We start from the raw sequence: 17906 nt of genomic DNA, 5'->3' as shown, positions 1-17906 counted from the left end.
ATCGACTGTGTACCAGGCGCAGTTCTTTCTGATTAAGCATGAAAAATAAGCTGGAATAATCATCTGAAGTTCGTAAAGTATAAAGTAATAGCTTACTTAAAACAGAGTGAAGCAAATCGGAATTTCAGTGGTTTAAAAAATGGTGTTTTTCACTGATCAGCAACGGTGTTTCCAGATAATAACAATTCGGGATTGGGTATTGAAAAAAGGACAGTGCAATACTACAGCGGCTCCAACTTTTAAAAAAGGTGATTTTTCACATAAGATGATGTGATTTTTCACACAAATGGATGTGATTTTTCACGGCACACTTTTTTTACTGAATATTTTTATAAGCATACATAAGCCTTTTTCTCTTCAAGGCCGATTCGGCTGTGGTTTTCTTATTTTTGAAGAAAGCTTTCTATGCAATTCGAAATCTTTCAGCAAAGTATAAAAGATAACAAACTGCCCCGAGGCATCTCTGTTTACCTGCAGTCTATGTGGTATGATGGAAACGCTAACTGGCACAAAGCCCATAGAATGGTTGATAACCTGGAAGACAGCACTGCCTGTTGGGTTCATGCTTACCTGCACCGTAAAGAAGGTGATATAGGGAACGCAGATTACTGGTACAGAAAAGCAGGCAGGCTAAGGCCTGAGGTTACTTTGCAACAGGAATGGGAAATCATTGTAAAAGCGCTGTTATAAAAATTTTATTGCTTTTGTGCGGTTGCTTCTCTGCTGTTTATGCAGCATCTTTGCAGGATGGAAATTGTGTTTACCCTCAATGAAATAAAAGTGGCAGCAGGAAAATGCTGGCAGCAACATCAATCCAAAAAAATATGGGCATTTCATGGCGCAATGGGCGCAGGTAAAACAACTTTTGTGCATGCATTGTGTGATGTGCTGGAAGTAAAAGACGTAATAAGCAGCCCTACATTTGCTATTATCAATGAATATAAAAGCCCTGTTGCAGGAATTATTTATCACATGGATTGGTACAGGCTAAAAGATGAAGAAGAGGCTATAAATGCGGGTATTGAAGACAGTTTATTAAGTGGCAATCTTAGCCTGATAGAATGGCCGGATAAAGCGGCTGGTCTGCTGCCGGATGATACCTTGCATATACACATTGAAACGATTAATAATAATACAAGAAGACTGTACACTGAAACTTAGGCCGCCCAATGATTAGAAAGATAAAGTGCTTGCGACGCAACAGGTGCTCCCCTGAAAAACCGCAGCCTGTATTATAAATTTCCTATCGTTAAATTCTTTAATTTTACTTTCACTGCAAACACAAACCATTTCAATGGCTACATCAAAACCTATTGTAAGTACCTCTTTCAGTTACGAAACATTAGAAGAAACACTGGATATAAAATCAAAACGTGCAAGTCTGCATATTGGTATTCCCAAAGAAACGGCTTTCCAGGAAAACCGTGTAGCGCTTATACCCGATGCCGTGGGCGTTTTGGTTGACAATGGTCATGAAGTGATTGTTGAAACAACTGCAGGTGAAGGCAGCAAATACAGTGATAAAGATTTCAGTGAAGCGGGTGCACGTATTGCTTATGATAAAGCAGAAGTTTATAAAGCACCCATATTAATTAAAAGTGCACCGGTAATAGAGCAGGATCTTCCGCACCTGCAAATGAACCAAACCATTATTTCGCCAATACATCTTTCTATACTACAAAAAAACATCATTGAGCAAATGATGGCAAAACGTATTACTGCACTTGGCTTTGAAAATTTAAAAGACGACAGTGGCACCTATCCTATCGTTAGAAGTATGAGTGAAATTGCCGGAAGCGCTGTGATGCTTATTGCAGGGCAGTATCTTGGCAGCCCTAATAGTGGCAAAGGCGTATTACTTGGTGGTATCAGTGGCATACCACCAACAAAAGTTATTATTATCGGCGCCGGCGTGGTGGGCGAGTTTGCAACAAGAACTGCATTAGCAATGGGTGCCTCAGTGAAAGTATTTGACAATAATGTTTACCGTTTAAAACGGTTACAGAATAATCTTGGTGTACGTGTATGGACCAGCGTAATGGAGCCCCGCATTCTTGCAAAGCAACTTAAGACCTGCGAAGTTGCAGTAGGTGCATTAAGCAATGAAAATGGCCGCAGCCCGATCGTTGTAACAGAAGAAATGGTAATGGCTATGCGCCCCGGTAGTATTATTATTGATGTAAGTATAGATCGTGGCGGATGTTTTGAAACAAGTGAGATAACCACACATCAACATCCTACATTTGAAAAGCATGGTGTTATTCATTATTGCGTCCCTAATATTCCCAGTGGTTTTGCAAGGACTGCCAGTCATGCTATCAGCAATGTTTTAATGCCGCTTTTGCTAGATGCCAGTGACGAAGGAGGTCTTGACGAAATGGTCTGGCACAATTTTAATTTACGTCATGGTGTGTATATGTATAAAGGCCACCTTACCAATTTTTATATCAGCCAGCGTTTTGATCTTAAATTTACAGACCTCAACCTGCTTATTGCCAGCAGAAGATAAATCATTTCATTTTTTTAGCCAGGCTTACGAAAATATTTTGATGCATTCGTTGCGTCGCACACTTGTACGTTCATAATACTCTTCAGCCTTTTCACATACAATCTTGTTCAGCATTGGATTTTACCTGTTCAGCAGGATAATTTTTTTATGAGATATAATTAATTATAAATTTCCTAATCTTTATAATTAGCCAGTTATAAAGTACCATAACTAACCAAGTCCCCTGCAAAACCACTGTTTTAATTTCAGCGAATAAGCAATGCATTTGTAATAAAGAATTAAGCGCTACATAAGAATAATATTTCTTTACGGTAAGTGTTGTTGCCAATGCTGTTTTTTATCCAAGCCTGTTTTTTCTGTGCCTCATTAATAAAATCTAAAAAAAACTTACATCATGAAAAAATTTACCCTTTTTACTGCATTTATAATATGCAGTTTTTCTGTTATCAACGCAACCATTATCACGGTAAAGGTTTCAGATTTTCAGTTTAAACCAGCTACTGTAAATGCCAAAGTAGGAGATACCATACGCTGGCTTTGGAAAAATGGTATTCATACAACCACATCTGTTACGATACCTGCAGGTGCCACAGCATGGAACAGACCTGTAGATTCTGCGCACAGAAATTTCCGGTACCGTTTAAAGGTAGCGGGTAAATATACTTACCAATGTACATTTCATTTTACCGTAATGAAAGGAACCCTCAATATTACTTCAGCATTGGATGCAGGACTAAATGATTTCGTTGTTAGCGGTGATGATTTAAAAGCTTTGCTAAGCTGGAAAACAAATACATCAAAGGATGTTGCTTATTTTTCCGTGCAAAGAAGCACAGATGGTGATAATTTCAGAGAGATACAGAGAATAATGCCATCACCAGGAAACCTGTACAGCATTGCAGATAATACAGCCACAGCAAAATATACTTACTATCAGCTTCAGATGGTTGATACAAAAGGAAATATAGAGTACACAGATATACAAATGCATACACGCAATATTGCGTTAGATAAGATAGTCACGAGCCTGAGCCCAAATCCAATCACCAGGCCGGGTCATTTAATGATTCAGTTCAATTCGGATATAGAAGGCAGTATGCGGGTTCAGCTATTTGGACCTGACGGACGGCTCATCAAAGAGCAGAACATGTCTGCCTCAAAAGGCATCAATAACGGACATTTTCACATGGGTGATCTTTCACCGGGATCATATTATATTCTTTGCACTTTGGGTACGAGGACGGAAAAACACACAGTGATAATGAAATAAAGAAAATGGGTCAGATAAAATGCAAAAAGCCGCTGGTTTCTACCAATGGCTTTTTTGTTTTAATAATCACCTGTAATTAATTGCCGGTAATCATCATCTTTAAAACAAATCAAAAATTCCTGTAGTTTTATTTGAAAATAATTTTATGCGTTTTTTAAAATGGTTAGCCATAATCATCATTGGAATTTTTATTATTTATTTATTAGGGCCCAGCCCGGTAACACCGGTCTATACTATAACAATGCCTTCAGTACCTGCGACCCCAAATGAATTAGAGACTTACATAAAAAATAATGAAGCGCAGCATACACTAAAAAAAGATAATGAAGCAAGAATTGTTTGGGCAAATGATTCGCTAAAGCAAAAAACTGAATATGCCATTGTATACCTGCATGGTTTCTCTGCTTCGCAGGAAGAAGGAGAACCCATTCACAGAACAATTGCAAAAGAATTCGGTTGTAACCTTTATCTGTCGAGACTTGCAGAACACGGTATAGATACAACAGAGCCAATGATAAATCTTACTGCCGGTGAATATTGGGAGTCTGCAAAGCAGGCACTGGCAATTGGTAAGCAACTTGGCAATAAAATTATTTTAATGGGTTGCTCAACAGGTGGCACCAATGCACTACAACTTGCAGCAGCCTATCCAAATGATATTGCAGCTCTTGTTTTAATGAGCCCTAATATTGCTATCAATAATGATAAAGCTTATCTACTCAATAATCATTGGGGCTTTCAACTTGCAAAAATGATTATCGGTTCAGATCATATCACATCATCAGATCAACGAGATATATTCAAAGAATATTGGTATTCATATTATCCATTACAGGCAACAGTGCAATTACAGGAATTGCTTGAGACAACTATGACAAAAGAAACTTTTGAAAAAGTAAAGCAACCAACTTTGCTGTTATACTATTATAAAGATTCTATTCACCAGGATAGCGTTGTAAGCGTGCCTGCCATGCTTAAAATGTTTGATGAGCTTGGTTCTGCAACAAAAATAAAGCAGGCATTACCAAACACCGGAGATCATGTATTGGGCAGTTACATCAAATCAAAAGATTTACGCAGCGTGCAAATTGCCATTGATAATTTTATGCAGCAAACACTGGGCTTAAAAAAGCAGGAAGACATTGTAATTGATAACAGTATACAATTAAGACAATAATTTTTTTGAGCCAGGCTAAAGTATTTCAAGTAAACATCGTTGCGTCGCACACTTGTACTGCAACGAAGATAGCAACAGGATTATCCTGGTCTGTGTTCATTTATTTCTGAACGCACAAGTGAGTGACACAACAACCGATGCCAATTGTACAAGAGCTTGTAACCAAAAACCTATAACCAAATTAATTACTTTGTAATATTTCTACCTGTTGTTTGTACACAACATTTTTATTGCTTTGCAGTGTAAAAAAATACATACCGCTTATTAAATTATTTACTTCCACCTGAATATTCGCTGTGCCCGAATTGATCTTTTGCGTTTTTACAACAGTGCCGGTTACATCCGCAATAATAAGCTGTAACTGATCTTTAAATATCAATGGAATTTTTATACTAAGTATGCCATTCACTACAGGATTAGGATAGGTTTGTATTCCTGTTTTATCAATCAGTAAACTGTTGCTGATAGCAGATGCAAACGCAGCATCATCGTTTATGATAGTTCCTTTTGCAGCAGTAACAGCAAGTGTTGCATTAGCTGGTTTTTTAAGTAAGAGTTTAAAAGTTTCATTGCTTTCAGGAGAAGTATCTCCGTTAATTGTAACAGGAATTGCTTTTATTGTTTCTCCGGGTGCAAATGTAAGAACACCACTTGCGGCTACATAATCGCCGGGGGCAAGTGCAGTAACATCTTTCGTAAGATAATTTACCGTAATGGTTTGTGTTGATGGTGCACTTAATGTTACTGTAAAATTCATTGGTGCAACGCCTGTATTACCTTCTGTTGTACTTTTATTAATGACGGTTATCGTTGGAAGCGCAGGAGCTGGTGGCATTACCACAAACTGTCCCATCATTCCTTCATCTTCATGAAAGCTTACATGGCAGTGGTACATGTATGGATGTGATGAATCTGCATAGTCGGAGAATTTTGCAATAAATCTTACAGTGGTTCCTTTTCTGATAAGTATTACATCTTTCCAGCCTTTTTCATAAGCCTCAACAGGGCCATTTGATTTGCTGAGTATTTTAAAAGATACATCATGTATATGAAAAGGATGAGAAGTAAGTGCATTGTTTGTGATCTCCCATATCTCTGTAGCATCCTGTTTTACTTTGTAGTCAATGCGGTTCATATCAAAGAACTGTTTGTTGAACCACGCACATTTTGTTGTAGGATCAGGACATGCCAAGCCAGCCTGTGTTATTTTAATTGTTCTTGTAACAGTTGCCTGGGTTGAATCTATGGTTTCATTAGTAATAAGTGTAGCAGGCATAGCTGTAACCGCATTAGCTGTAGCACCGGCAATATTCAGTTTAAGTATATCAAAATCTCTTGCACCAAGTGCGTTGCGCACAAAGTCAGCAGTTTTAGCATTATCAGGATCAGAACCCGAAATGTCCGATGGCAGTTCGGAATTAAAAGCCCGCAGTGTTACCGCCTGATTTATTTGCCCCGAAAAATCTAATAATATTTCTATGCGCTCGCCGGGAGACATGATATACCGTGTTAATGCAACCGGGCTATTCAGTAAGCCTGCATCACCTCCTATTACAGAAAAACTTCGATTGTCGCTAAAACCTATATTATAAGCCCTGTCTGGCGCTGCATTCAGTAACCTGAAACGCACCACCTGTGCAGGAATATTAAATTGAGCATTCAATGTGCCGTTGCACATCATCGTATCGCCGTAGCGGGACATTACAAATTGATTGCTTACTGCCTCAAACCTTTTGTCATTTAAAATAAGCGGTATATCATCCACTCCATAAGTGCGGGGAAGATTTAATGTGCTTTCTTTATCATCTCTTACGATGATCATTCCTCCAAGCCCTTGTATTAGCTGCTGTGATGTTTTTTGGTGCAGGTGCGGATGATACCAGTAAGTTGCTGCATTATTTTTTACAACCCATTTTGGTTCCCACAATGCACCCGGTGCAATAACCTGGTGCGGACCACCATCCATTATAGCAGGCAAATGAATACCATGCCAATGTACCGTAGTGCTGTCCTGCAGCTCATTCCTTACATGCATTTGCACCGTAGTGCCTTTATTGAAAATAAGTGTGGGCCCTAAAATATCATTATTGTTGTATGCCGATGTTGCAGTTGCAAGCCCGCTGAGATATTGCTTTGTTGAATCGTGTATACGTAATGTAAAATTTGTACCACTCAAGGTATCAGGAATAAATAAGGTATTGAACCCGCTTTCCGGCGCAGTTACATTATAATTCCATCCTGTAAACGGGAGATAAGTAAAAGTATAACCATTGCTGGTTAACGATGTTTTGTTTGCACCGCATGAAATAGTATTCTGCTGTTTATAAGCCAATACCTTTTTAACGGCCGCTTCATTATTATTCGTATTGGAAAATTGAAGAAATGCAAAAGCGAAAACGTAAGCAAACCAGGAAACAGAAAGTGTTTTCATGATGATATAGGGTTTCAGATAAAATGTTGCTCAAAGTTATGTTTATAGATATTGTCTTTTCTATTAAATACATTAAAAACTCCTGAAGTGATTGTATGATTTTGAGCATGTGCCCGGCAATTGAATAAACATAGGGCTTTCGTTGCGTCGCACTCTTGTACTGAAGAACAGGTTTCGGCAATCAGCAATCAGGTTTTAGATAAATTCACTTTGTTTACTAAATACTGCTACCTGATAGCTCATACCTTTTCCGAGCGCACAAGTGAGTGACACAACAGGCGATGCTATGCGATACTGCAGCTTGCAACCAACATTTATTTCAATGCAAATTCAACAGCAGCTTTTGTATGTATTGCTGTAGTGTCAAAAACCGGAACGGCAACATCATTTTGTTTTATAAGAATGGGAATTTCTGTACAGCCCAGTATAATGCCCTTTGCACCTTGAGTTATAAGCTCGTTTATAATGCGCAGAAAAACTTTTTTTCTTTCGGGAAGAAAAATGCCTTTACCCATTTCGTTGTAAATGGCATCGTTGATGTAATCGGCATCTTCTGTGTCTGGTATTATGCTTTCAATATTTTTTTCCGCAAGCTTGTTCTTGTAAAAATCAAGTTGCATTGTGTATTTGGTGCCAAGCAGCGCAACTTTTTGTAATTGTAATTGTGTAACAGCTTTTGCAGTCTCTTCTGCAATATGGATAAGCGGAATTTTTATAACTGATTGTATTTTATCTGCGATTTTATGCATGGTGTTTGCGCAGATCAATATGCAATCTGCGCCGGCTGTTTCTAATTTTTGCGCAGCATCTGAAATGATTGCTGCAAGACCATCCCAATCATTTGACTCTGTAAGTCTTTTGATCTCTCCAAATTCAACAGAACTCATTAAAATTTTTGCAGAGGAAACGCCGCCGATTTTTTCGTTGATCATTTGATTGATCAGGCGATAATAATCAATTGTAGAAAGCCATGTAATGCCACCAATAAGGCCGATTGTTTTCATAAAGTGAAGATAGCAGAAATCTTTGCTTTATAAGTGTGGTTATTGAACGAGAAGTTTTTTGTTTAATTAACTTAGCTTTAAAATAAATAAACGTGAAGAAAAAAATTTACTTCCTGTTGATAGTGGCAGCTATGTCTGCCTGCAATAACAATAACGACAAGGAGGCTGCAAACAAAGACTCTGTTTCAACAACAATAATTACAGATACTGCAAGAAATATAATTTCAATTCCGGGTAAATTATGTTTTCAGCGTGTGTTGCAAAGAGATACTATTTCTATTGAGCTTTTTATAAAAGATAGTGTTGTTTCGGGTAATCTTATTTATAATTTTTATGAAAAAGACAGGAATAAGGGAACGTTTAACGGATCGATCCATGGCGGGATCATAAAAGCGGATTACACGTATGCATCTGAAGGCAAAACTTCAATAAGAGAAGTAATGTTTCAATTGAAAGACAGTGTGCTGACAGAAGGTTTTGGTGTGACGTTAATGCAGGATAATAAATCTATTTTTAAAGACACTTCCAAGATTCAATATACACAGGTATTCAAACGTGTTAATTGTAAATAATTATCTTAAAATATTCAAATGCGTTCATTCATAACGTTATTAATATCCCTTGCTCTTTGCAATATTTCTTTTTGCCAGCATTCTTTTAAAGTGGTTCCGTTAGGTGTAAAAGGTGGCATTGATGAAAGTAATCTTTCTGCTTACATGCTTGCTGTTAATGGCACTGACGATTATGTTTGTCTTGATGCAGGGACATTACATGCTGGTATTCAGAAATCAATCGATGCTGGAATCTTTAAGAATGTTTCTGCAAACGATGTTCTAAAGAGATATATTAAAGGGTATTGTATTTCTCATGCACATCTCGATCATCTTTCAGGCCTTATCATTAACTCACCAGATGATACAGTCAAAAATATTTATGGTATGCCTTACTGCCTCGATGTGTTGAGAAATAATTATTTTACCTGGAGAAGCTGGGCAAATTTTGCAGATGATGGCGAAAAACCAACTCTTAATAAATATCATTATCTGCCACTCGAAGAAGGAAAAGAAATTCCGATTCCGCAAACAAACCTACATATAACTGCCTATCCATTGAGTCATTCGTCACCTTATCAAAGTACTGCTTTTTTAGTGCGGTATGAAGATGCTTATTTCCTTTATCTGGGGGATACCGGTGCTGACACCACAGAACACTCCGATAAGCTTAAATCAGTATGGCAACATATTGCGCCATTAGTAATAGCAAAAAAACTTAAGGCAGTCTTTATTGAAGTTTCTTATACTGATGCTCAACCTCTAAATAAACTGTTTGGTCATCTCACGCCTTCTTTATTGATGAATGAAATGAATGTATTGTCAGCGCTTGCCGGTACAGATAATATGAAGCCTCTGCCAATTGCCATTACGCATATAAAACCATCCGGAAGCAATCAAATCATTATCCGGCAACAGTTAGAACAGTTAAATACGCTGCACCTGAAACTTGTTTATCCAGAACAGGCTAAACTATTATTATTTTAAAATGCATTTACGTTGTTCAAAAAAATAAATAATGTATTGTATCTGACGCACAATTAATTTTATAGCATTATAATAAAGCCCCACATGAAAAAAATATGTTTGCTTGCCGGCCTTGCTGCATCTTTGATTAATGCTTCAAACACTAAAGCGCAACAACAAAAGATCATTGTTTATACCACTGCAGAAAACACTAACCTGCGGATTACGCCAACCGATACTTTGTCGTTTAGCGATTTTGGCCAGCCGCTGGAAACACAACCCTGCATTTTTGTTGATCCGGCAAAAATGTTTCAAACTTTTATTGGTATTGGCGGTGCATTAACCGATGCATCGGCAGAAACATTTTATAAACTGCCTGCTGATAAACAAAAAGAGTTACTACAGAACTATTTTGATCCTGTAAAGGGTATTGGCTATACACTTGGCAGAACAAATATCAATAGTTGTGATTTCAGCAGCGACTCATACATGTATGTGCAGGAGGATGATAAAGACTTAAAAACTTTTTCTATAACGCATGATGAAAAATATAAGATACCATTTATTAAGCAGGCCATTGCTGCAGCAGGTGGCAGGCTTATCATGTTTGCAAGCCCCTGGAGCCCGCCGGCATTCATGAAAACCAATAATGATATTTTGCATGGTGGTAAACTGAAACCAGAATTTTATCAAAGCTGGGCCGACTATTATATAAAATTTTTCCAGGCTTATGCAAAAGACAATATTCCTTTCTGGGGTCTTACAGTGCAGAATGAGCCTATGGCTGTGCAGAAGTGGGAATCCTGTAATTACAGTGCAGAAGAGGAAAGAGATTTTATAAAAAATTATCTAGGCCCAACACTACAGAATGCAGGTATGGGTGAAATGAAATTAATTGCCTGGGATCATAACCGCGATCTTATGTACCAGCGTGCAAGCGTAATCCTTAGCGATCCCGGTGCGGCCAGGTATGTGTGGGGTATCGGTTTTCACTGGTATGAAAGCTGGACAGGTGGCGGAAAAATTTTCGATAATGTAAAACGTGTTTCAGAATCATTTCCCGATAAGCAACTCATTTTTACAGAAGGTTGCGCAGAAAGCTTTAAAGCTTCAACTATTGATGACTGGCAATGGGGAGAGGCCTACGGTCGCAACATGATCAACGATTTCAACAGTGGCACATGTGCATGGACTGACTGGAATATCCTGCTTGATGAAAAAGGCGGCCCCAATCATGTTGGTAATTTTTGTTTTGCACCGGTTCATGCAGATACAAAAACAGGCGAGTTGCATTACCTCAATTCATTTTATTATATAGGTCATTTTTCAAAATTCATCAGGCCGGGTGCACATCGTATTATAAGCTCAAGTAGCCGCGGACAATTGCTTACAACAGCTTTTATAAACACTGATGGAACTTTGGTGGTAGTTGTTATGAATCAAAGCGGCGATACTATACCATACCGTTTGTGGCTGAATGGTAAAGCTGCAGAAACAAAATCGTTGCCGCATAGTATGCAAACATTTGTTGTGCAGTAAGAGAAGAAGAATTATGTACTAAGCTTTAGGATAAGTATTAAACATCGTTGCGTCGCACTCTTGTACTGATGGAATTTAACGCAAAGACGTAAAGTTTATAAGACGCAAAGATATCTTTGCGGCTTTGTCTTATGTTCCTTTGCATGAAAAGCTCATTATAAACTAAGCGCATAAGTGTGCGACGCAACGATGTTTAATAGCATTCGTGATGCCTGGCTCAAAAATATATAAGCGCTTATATAAAGATCAGGTTACACATTTATACCACCACTTACTTCTATTCGTTGCCCGTTGATCCATCTTGCTTCATCTGTGCAAAGAAAAGCAACCACACCACCAATATCATCCGCATTGCCAACCCTGTTAAGAGGAGACAGGGATGCAAGTCTTTCTTTTAATTGAGGATTATTTCTTATGGTAGCATTATTGAAATCTGTTTCAATCGGGCCGGGCGCCACAATATTTGCACCAATGCCTTTTGCACCCAGTTCTTTTGCCAGATATTTTGTAAGCACTTCCATAGCACCTTTCATAGACGCATACACAGAATAACCGGGGTTTACAAAGCGTGTAGTGCCTGTTGAAATATTAATGATACGTCCGCCTTCATTGATATGCGGTACACATTTTTGGGTTAAAAAATAAATGCTTTTAAAGTGTACGTTCATAAACTCATCAAAAAAAGTTTCCGTAACATCCGGAAAAAATTTTGAGCCACCCATGCCTGCATTGTTGACCAGGAAATCAAATTTGTCTGTGTTCCATTTTGATTGCAATGTTTGTACTAATTGCTGCATGAAGTTATCCAGCGAATCAAACTTTGCCATATCAAGCTGCAGTGCTGCTGCTTTTTTTCCTGCTGCTTCAATTTCTTTTACCACTTTATTGGCTTCTGCTTCGTTTGTGCGGTAAGTAAGTATCACGTCAATTCCTTTGCGTGCAATGCTAAGTGCCATATCTTTTCCAAGTCCGCGGCTGCCACCTGTAACCAATGCGATCTTTGTTTGTGTTGACATATTTTATTTTTTTTAAAAATGTTGTACAAAGTTGAAGCCATATCAATACACAAACATGGTGTTTGTTTAAGGAAAAATGGTGAGTGCTTAAGATTTTATAATGAATTGATAAACTGGTCCCTGAATTTCTTTGGTGTAGTTCCGGTATAATGTTTAAAAAACTTTGTAAAGTTAGAAGGATCATAGGTAAGCTGCTTTGCAATAGCGGCGATACTCATATTGGTATTCAATAAAAGATCTTTTGAAATTTTAAGTAAACGCTCTTCGTATAAGTCGCAGGTTGATCTTCCTGTAACTTCTTTAATAGTATTACTTAAGTGGACAGGATGTACATGTAACAATTTTGCAAGATCCCTTATCTCCATTGCACGGTCTGCTTTGCCTTCTTTTAAGTCTTGTATATGTGTATCAAGCTCTGTTATATACTGTGCGGCTAGTTCTTTTTTCCGGTAGGAGAGCACCGGTGTTAAAGTGTTGTCCATAATATTAAAGCTAAAGATAAAATAATCTGTTCTATTACAAAACTCCGATCCTAAATATCATAATTACTCTAAATTGCAAAAAAGCTTGTCAATGATAATAATCATTTCTCCGGCTAATTGCTATCATTGAAGAATTGTATAAAATAAATAAAATTTATACTTCCAAAATTAATGAGTATGAAAAGTTATACGATACACAAATATTTCGGAGTATTACTTTTTATTATATCGTTATTATATGTTGAAAATATTCAGGCGCAAAATCTACAACAGTCATCCGGCATAAACACTACAACAAAATTTAATTACAAGATCATTGATGCACCCGATAAAACATTTGGGTATGATGTATATGCTGACGATAAGTTATTAATACATCAGACAAACAAACCCGCAATGCCCGGCAGTAAAGCATTTGCTACAAAGAAAGATGCAGTAAAAATAGCAGAACTGGTTATTGAAAAATTACGAAAAGGTATTATGCCACCAACAGTATCCAAAGAAGAATTACAAATGCTAAAAGTAATTCGATAGTATATTACCTAACTCAAAATTAAACTTATGAAAAAGACAACATTTCTTTTGGGTACACTGATGTCATTCATTACCATATATGGTAATGCACAGGGCACATGGACAAGAGAAGCAGATTTTGCTGGCATGCAAGACAGGATGGCACTGCTTTTCTGTTGGAGGCAAAGGATATATTGGTCTTGGTTATGACGGTATTACCTATGGGTTAAAAGATTTTTTGGAATATGATAATACGACCCCGCAACAAATAAATGGACACGCCAGGCTGATTTTGGCGGCACCGGAAGATCCCAGGCGGTAGGGTTTTCCATAAATAACAAAGGATATATTGGCACTGGCAATATGTCAAAAGACTTTTGGGAATATACACCTGGCGGCGGTTGTGCTGTAACTTCGGATTTAAGGGTGGCTAAAATAACAGATACATCTGCCGTATTAAGATGGGCATTGCCAACCGAAACTGTTTCCAGTTTTAAGATTCGTTATCGCGCAGTTGGTTCCACAGAACTCACAAAACGAAATGTAAAAGGCGGTAGCAATTATGTTGTATTATGCGGCTTATTACCCAACACAACATATGAATGGCAGATAAGAAGTAATTGCACAGAAGATACTTCAGCATGGGTATGTGGGCCAAACTTTACTACAGCAAGTAACATCGCAGTAGTAAGTTTAACTGATGCATTACAGGCAAAAACAAACACAGTACAAATGCTTGTTTCACCAAACCCTAGCAAAGGCAATTTCAATATTCATATCCAATTACCTTCCAAGGAAGCTTTAACAACATTAATAGTATATAACAGTCTTGGCGAAAAAGTTTGGCAACAAAGTTTAGGTGCAGTAAATGGTTCGGTAATTAAGAATATTGATCTGGAAAACAAACTAACAACAGGTATATATACTTTAAGAATTGAGAGAAACGATATACGTTTGATGCAAAAAGTCGTAGTAACTAAATAAGCAGGAACATTCATTTTAAAAGAGCTGTTTCATGAGAAACGGTTCTTTTATTGGCAACCCCGCTGTACAACTTTATGCATCTGTCGTTGCGTCGCACTCGTGTACATCCGTTATACTATTCAGCAGCTCACTCCTGGCTGAAAAACTAAAACTATCAGAGCAGCATTATATTTTTTTATTGAGTACAATCATTGATCACGCTGGCAATGGTCATAGAAAATGCGGGTGATAATAAATAATATTTGCTGCTACTATAATCAAAAAAGAATGCCATGAAAATCACTACACAATTAGTTGTTGTATGTCTGCTTTCACAGGCAACATTTGCACAACCAGTAAATACAACATTAAGTACTCCAAATTCGTGGATACAAAAGGCAGATTTTAACGGAGGGCTGAGGAATTGTGCAATTGGATTCAGCATTGGTGACAAAGGTTACCTGGGTACAGGATCAGTATATGGGCAACCTATTATCTATTACAAAGACTTCTGGGAATTCGATCCTCAAACCAACGTATGGACACAAAAAGCTGACTTTGGTGGTACAGCCAGGGATCGTGCCGTTGGCTTCAATATTGGTGACAAAGGTTATGTTGGCACAGGTTATAGTCCGGCTAATGGGTATTTAAAAGACTTCTGGGAATATGATCCTGCTGCAAATCAATGGACGCGCAAATCCGATCTTTCCGGACCTGGAAGATATTCTGCATTTAGTTTTAGCAGTGGCTACAAAGGCTATATTGGTACAGGGGACATTGCTGCATATACGCACAGTAAAGATTTCTGGGAGTATGACCAGTCAAGCGATACCTGGACGAGAAAAGCTGATTTTGGTGGTGCAGCACGCCAATATTCTGCTGCGTTTGCTATTGATGGAAAAGGCTATGCCGGGACCGGGTATGCCGAAGTGCGTTTTAATGATTTTTGGGAATACAATCCAACAAATGACATATGGACACAAAAAGCAAATTTTCCCGGATCTCAAAGGGCCGCAGTAGTAGCATTCGCCATTAAAAACAAGGGATATATAGGCACTGGGTCATTGTATCATTTTTATCCAATGAATGATTTCTGGGAGTTTGATCCTGTTACTGATAAGTGGACCCAAAAAGCTGATTTTAGTGGTAAGGCTCGAGATTTTGCAGTTGGTTTTTCAATAGGAAATAAAGGCTATGTCGGAACCGGTAGATCAGATGATGGTGCTGGCAACATAATTGAAGACAAAGATTTCTGGGAATACACACCCGATGCTCAAACAACAGCAGTACCCACCATTACTTCCTTTGCCCCAACCTCCGGCCCAGTTGGTACAACAGTAACCGTTACTGGTACAAACTTTGGAGCAAACCCCGCAGATAACATTGTTTATTTCGGTGCAACCAAAGCAGTGGTTACAGCAGCAAGCACAACAACTTTAAAAGTTAAAGTACCTGTTGGTGCAACCTATCAGCCGGTCAGCGTAACAGTAAATGGGTTAACCGGTTCTTCAGCAATGCCGTTTGTCGTAACCTTTAAAGCCATCAGGGGTATTGATACTGTTTCATTCGCGCCTGCAATTAATATTTCAATGGGTAGTAACCCCGATCAAATGGCGCTCGCCGATATAGACGGAGATGGTAAATCAGACATGATTGTTGGCAGTTACGGCGAATCAGCCTTGCCACAAAATGCAGTTGCAGTTTTCAGAAATACCAGTAATACCGGAGCAATTGCTTTTGCACAAAAAGTTGAGTTGTTAAAAGGCAGCGCACAGACGTATCCTGTTGTTACAGATTTTGACGGGAATGGAAAAACTGATCTTGCTGTGCTGGACACCCGTTTGGAAAAGTTATATTTATTCAGCAACAAAAGCACACCGGGAAACATTTCTTTAATTCAGCAGGCAGAATATACGACCGGCGATTTTCCATATAGTATAGGAACGGTCGATATAGATGGCGATGGTAAACCGGATATCGTGATACCAAACCTCAACGGTAAGAATTTTTCAGTCTTTAGAAATACCAGCGCTTCCGGCTCCATTTCCTTTGCGCCAAAAATTGATTTTCAGCTGACTCTTAAACCAATTTCCATTGCCATTGGCGACCTCGATAAAGATGGAAAAACGGACATTGTGATTGGTTATACCGACTACAATAACTATACAATCTCTATATTCAGGAATAACAGTACCCCGGGATTGATTTCATTTGATCCAAAAATTGATTTAGCAAACAATGCGGACGGCTACACAAGCGGTATCAGTATTGGCGATCTTGATGGAGACAGTAAGCTGGATATCACCATATCAAACTTTTCAAACAGCGCCAGCACATTATCGTTGTACAGGAATACAGGAAGTACAGGATTGATTTCTTTTGCCCCCAAAGTAAGTTACGCTACAAAAGGTACAGGGTTCCAGAACAATGCTATCAATGATCTTGATGGGGACAGCAAGCCTGATATTGCCGGTACAAATTATTGGTCAGGAACTACTGCAATCTTTAAAAACAAGAGCATTCCCGGCACATTATCATTGGGTAAAAGTGTAATGTATCCTGCAGGCTCAGGCCCTAAGGCTACAACTATTGGTGATATTGATGGAGATGGTAAACCTGATATTATTTTCCTGAATTTATTTTCAGGAACAATTTCAATTCTGAGAAACCAGGTCAAACCAAGTCTTTGCCAACCACCTTCCTCATTAACAGTTGATAATTTAATTTACAATACTGCAAGACTAGGATGGACATTACCTGACTCGTCAGTTAATGGTTTCATGATCCGTTATTATCCGGCAGGTACAAATGAAATAAGGGAAAGACTTGCAACATCAACTGCTACGCATCTCATCTTAAAAAATCTGCAACTCAACACCACTTATAAATGGAAAATAAGAAGTGTATGTTCAAGTGATGTTTCTTCCTGGGTTAAGGGTCCTGATTTTACAACAGCGGCATCCTTTGCATTATCATCAAATGCTGAAACCATTACCCGCAGCGGTGTTCAGGGGAGTGAAGTTGTACAGATAGTACCAAACCCCAGCAACGGCAACTTTACCATACAAATGCAGTTACCTGCAAAAAATGTGTTAACCACATTAGCATTGTATAATAGTTTTGGAGAAAGAATTTGGCAGCAGCAGGCAGGCATGTTAAGTGGTACAGTTACAAAAAGCATTGCGCTGGACAGTAAGCTTTCTGAAGGTGTTTACATATTAAGGATTGAAAGAAGCGATGTGCGTTTGATGCAAAAAGTTGTTGTAAATAAGTAAACAAGAACATTCATTTTATAAAAGCCGTTTCGCAGGAAGCGGTTTTTTATTTTGAGCCCTTCTTCAAATCTTTTGGCATCGCCTCTTGCGTCGCACCCTTGTACGTTCGGTAATACTATTCAGCAACTAACCCCTTGGCCTAAAGAATAAAACTATCAAAGCCGCATTATATTTTTTTATTGAGCACAGTCATTGATCAGGCTAGCAATG

16 protein-coding genes are annotated in these 17906 nt (G+C 38.3%); 12 read left to right on the top strand and 4 right to left on the bottom strand.

Going from position 1 to position 17906, the window contains the following annotated elements; all coding sequences use genetic code 11:
• The first annotated feature begins 405 nt into the window (after positions 1-405).
• The 5 genes from FRZ67_RS06295 to FRZ67_RS06275 all read left to right on the top strand — a co-directional run bounded on the left by FRZ67_RS06295 (position 406) and on the right by FRZ67_RS06275 (position 4956).
• Entirely contained in the window at positions 406-690 is a 285-nt protein-coding gene (locus FRZ67_RS06295) for a hypothetical protein (RefSeq protein WP_147188725.1), read from the top strand.
• Positions 691-747: 57 nt separating this feature from the next.
• The gene (gene tsaE / locus FRZ67_RS06290) at positions 748-1161 is read left to right on the top strand and encodes a tRNA (adenosine(37)-N6)-threonylcarbamoyltransferase complex ATPase subunit type 1 TsaE (protein ID WP_147188724.1); all 414 of its coding nucleotides are present in this window, start codon (positions 748-750) and stop codon (positions 1159-1161) included.
• Positions 1162-1294: 133 nt separating this feature from the next.
• The gene (locus FRZ67_RS06285) at positions 1295-2509 is read left to right on the top strand and encodes an alanine dehydrogenase (protein WP_147188723.1); all 1215 of its coding nucleotides are present in this window, start codon (positions 1295-1297) and stop codon (positions 2507-2509) included.
• Positions 2510-2903: 394 nt separating this feature from the next.
• The gene (locus tag FRZ67_RS06280) at positions 2904-3779 is read left to right on the top strand and encodes a cupredoxin domain-containing protein (protein WP_147188722.1); all 876 of its coding nucleotides are present in this window, start codon (positions 2904-2906) and stop codon (positions 3777-3779) included.
• Between the two features lie 145 nt (positions 3780-3924).
• Positions 3925-4956, top strand: coding sequence for an alpha/beta hydrolase (locus FRZ67_RS06275; RefSeq protein WP_147188721.1), 1032 nt, complete (start codon positions 3925-3927; stop codon positions 4954-4956).
• A gap of 181 nt (positions 4957-5137) precedes the next feature.
• Here FRZ67_RS06275 and FRZ67_RS06270 read toward each other — a convergent pair whose 3' ends face one another.
• Entirely contained in the window at positions 5138-7387 is a 2250-nt protein-coding gene (locus FRZ67_RS06270) for a multicopper oxidase domain-containing protein (RefSeq protein WP_147188720.1), read from the bottom strand.
• A gap of 314 nt (positions 7388-7701) precedes the next feature.
• Positions 7702-8391 carry an aspartate/glutamate racemase family protein gene (locus FRZ67_RS06265; RefSeq protein ID WP_147188719.1) on the bottom strand — a complete coding sequence of 230 codons (690 nt, stop codon included), beginning with the start codon at positions 8389-8391 and terminating at the stop codon, positions 7702-7704.
• 92 nt (positions 8392-8483) lie between these two features.
• Here FRZ67_RS06265 and FRZ67_RS06260 point away from each other — a divergent pair, with 92 nt between their 5' ends.
• The 3 genes from FRZ67_RS06260 (at position 8484) to FRZ67_RS06250 (ending at position 11447) form a co-directional block, all read left to right on the top strand.
• Positions 8484-8963: a hypothetical protein gene (locus FRZ67_RS06260; RefSeq protein WP_147188718.1), complete on the top strand. Its 480-nt coding sequence runs from the start codon at positions 8484-8486 to the stop codon at positions 8961-8963.
• Between the two features lie 18 nt (positions 8964-8981).
• Positions 8982-9929, top strand: a complete 948-nt coding sequence (locus tag FRZ67_RS06255) for an MBL fold metallo-hydrolase (RefSeq protein ID WP_147188717.1) — start codon at positions 8982-8984, stop codon at positions 9927-9929.
• Positions 9930-10013: 84 nt separating this feature from the next.
• Entirely contained in the window at positions 10014-11447 is a 1434-nt protein-coding gene (locus FRZ67_RS06250; protein WP_147188716.1) for a glycoside hydrolase family 30 protein, read from the top strand.
• 251 nt (positions 11448-11698) lie between these two features.
• Here FRZ67_RS06250 and FRZ67_RS06245 read toward each other — a convergent pair whose 3' ends face one another.
• Together FRZ67_RS06245 and FRZ67_RS06240 are read right to left on the bottom strand one after the other, a co-directional pair.
• A complete protein-coding gene (locus FRZ67_RS06245) occupies positions 11699-12463 on the bottom strand; it encodes an SDR family NAD(P)-dependent oxidoreductase (RefSeq protein ID WP_147188715.1) in 765 nt (254 codons plus the stop codon).
• A 95-nt stretch (positions 12464-12558) separates the two neighbouring features.
• Positions 12559-12945 carry a helix-turn-helix domain-containing protein gene (locus tag FRZ67_RS06240; RefSeq protein WP_147188714.1) on the bottom strand — a complete coding sequence of 129 codons (387 nt, stop codon included), beginning with the start codon at positions 12943-12945 and terminating at the stop codon, positions 12559-12561.
• 177 nt (positions 12946-13122) lie between these two features.
• On the opposite strand from FRZ67_RS06240, the gene FRZ67_RS06235 reads away from it, so the two are divergent.
• The 4 genes from FRZ67_RS06235 to FRZ67_RS06220 all read left to right on the top strand — a co-directional run bounded on the left by FRZ67_RS06235 (position 13123) and on the right by FRZ67_RS06220 (position 17696).
• A complete protein-coding gene (locus tag FRZ67_RS06235) occupies positions 13123-13479 on the top strand; it encodes a DUF4907 domain-containing protein (RefSeq protein WP_158638318.1) in 357 nt (118 codons plus the stop codon).
• 79 nt (positions 13480-13558) lie between these two features.
• Positions 13559-13780, top strand: a complete 222-nt coding sequence (locus FRZ67_RS06230; protein ID WP_147188712.1) for a hypothetical protein — start codon at positions 13559-13561, stop codon at positions 13778-13780.
• Between the two features lie 41 nt (positions 13781-13821).
• Positions 13822-14442, top strand: coding sequence for a T9SS type A sorting domain-containing protein (locus FRZ67_RS06225; protein WP_147188711.1), 621 nt, complete (start codon positions 13822-13824; stop codon positions 14440-14442).
• A 272-nt stretch (positions 14443-14714) separates the two neighbouring features.
• Positions 14715-17696 (top strand): FG-GAP-like repeat-containing protein, encoded by a 2982-nt coding sequence (locus FRZ67_RS06220; RefSeq protein ID WP_147188710.1) that lies wholly within the window; start codon positions 14715-14717, stop codon positions 17694-17696.
• The last annotated feature ends 210 nt before the right edge of the window (positions 17697-17906 follow it).

Source organism: Panacibacter ginsenosidivorans (assembly GCF_007971225.1).
GTDB classification, from domain to species: domain Bacteria; phylum Bacteroidota; class Bacteroidia; order Chitinophagales; family Chitinophagaceae; genus Panacibacter; species Panacibacter ginsenosidivorans.
This window is presented reverse-complemented; position numbering and strand designations above follow the sequence as displayed.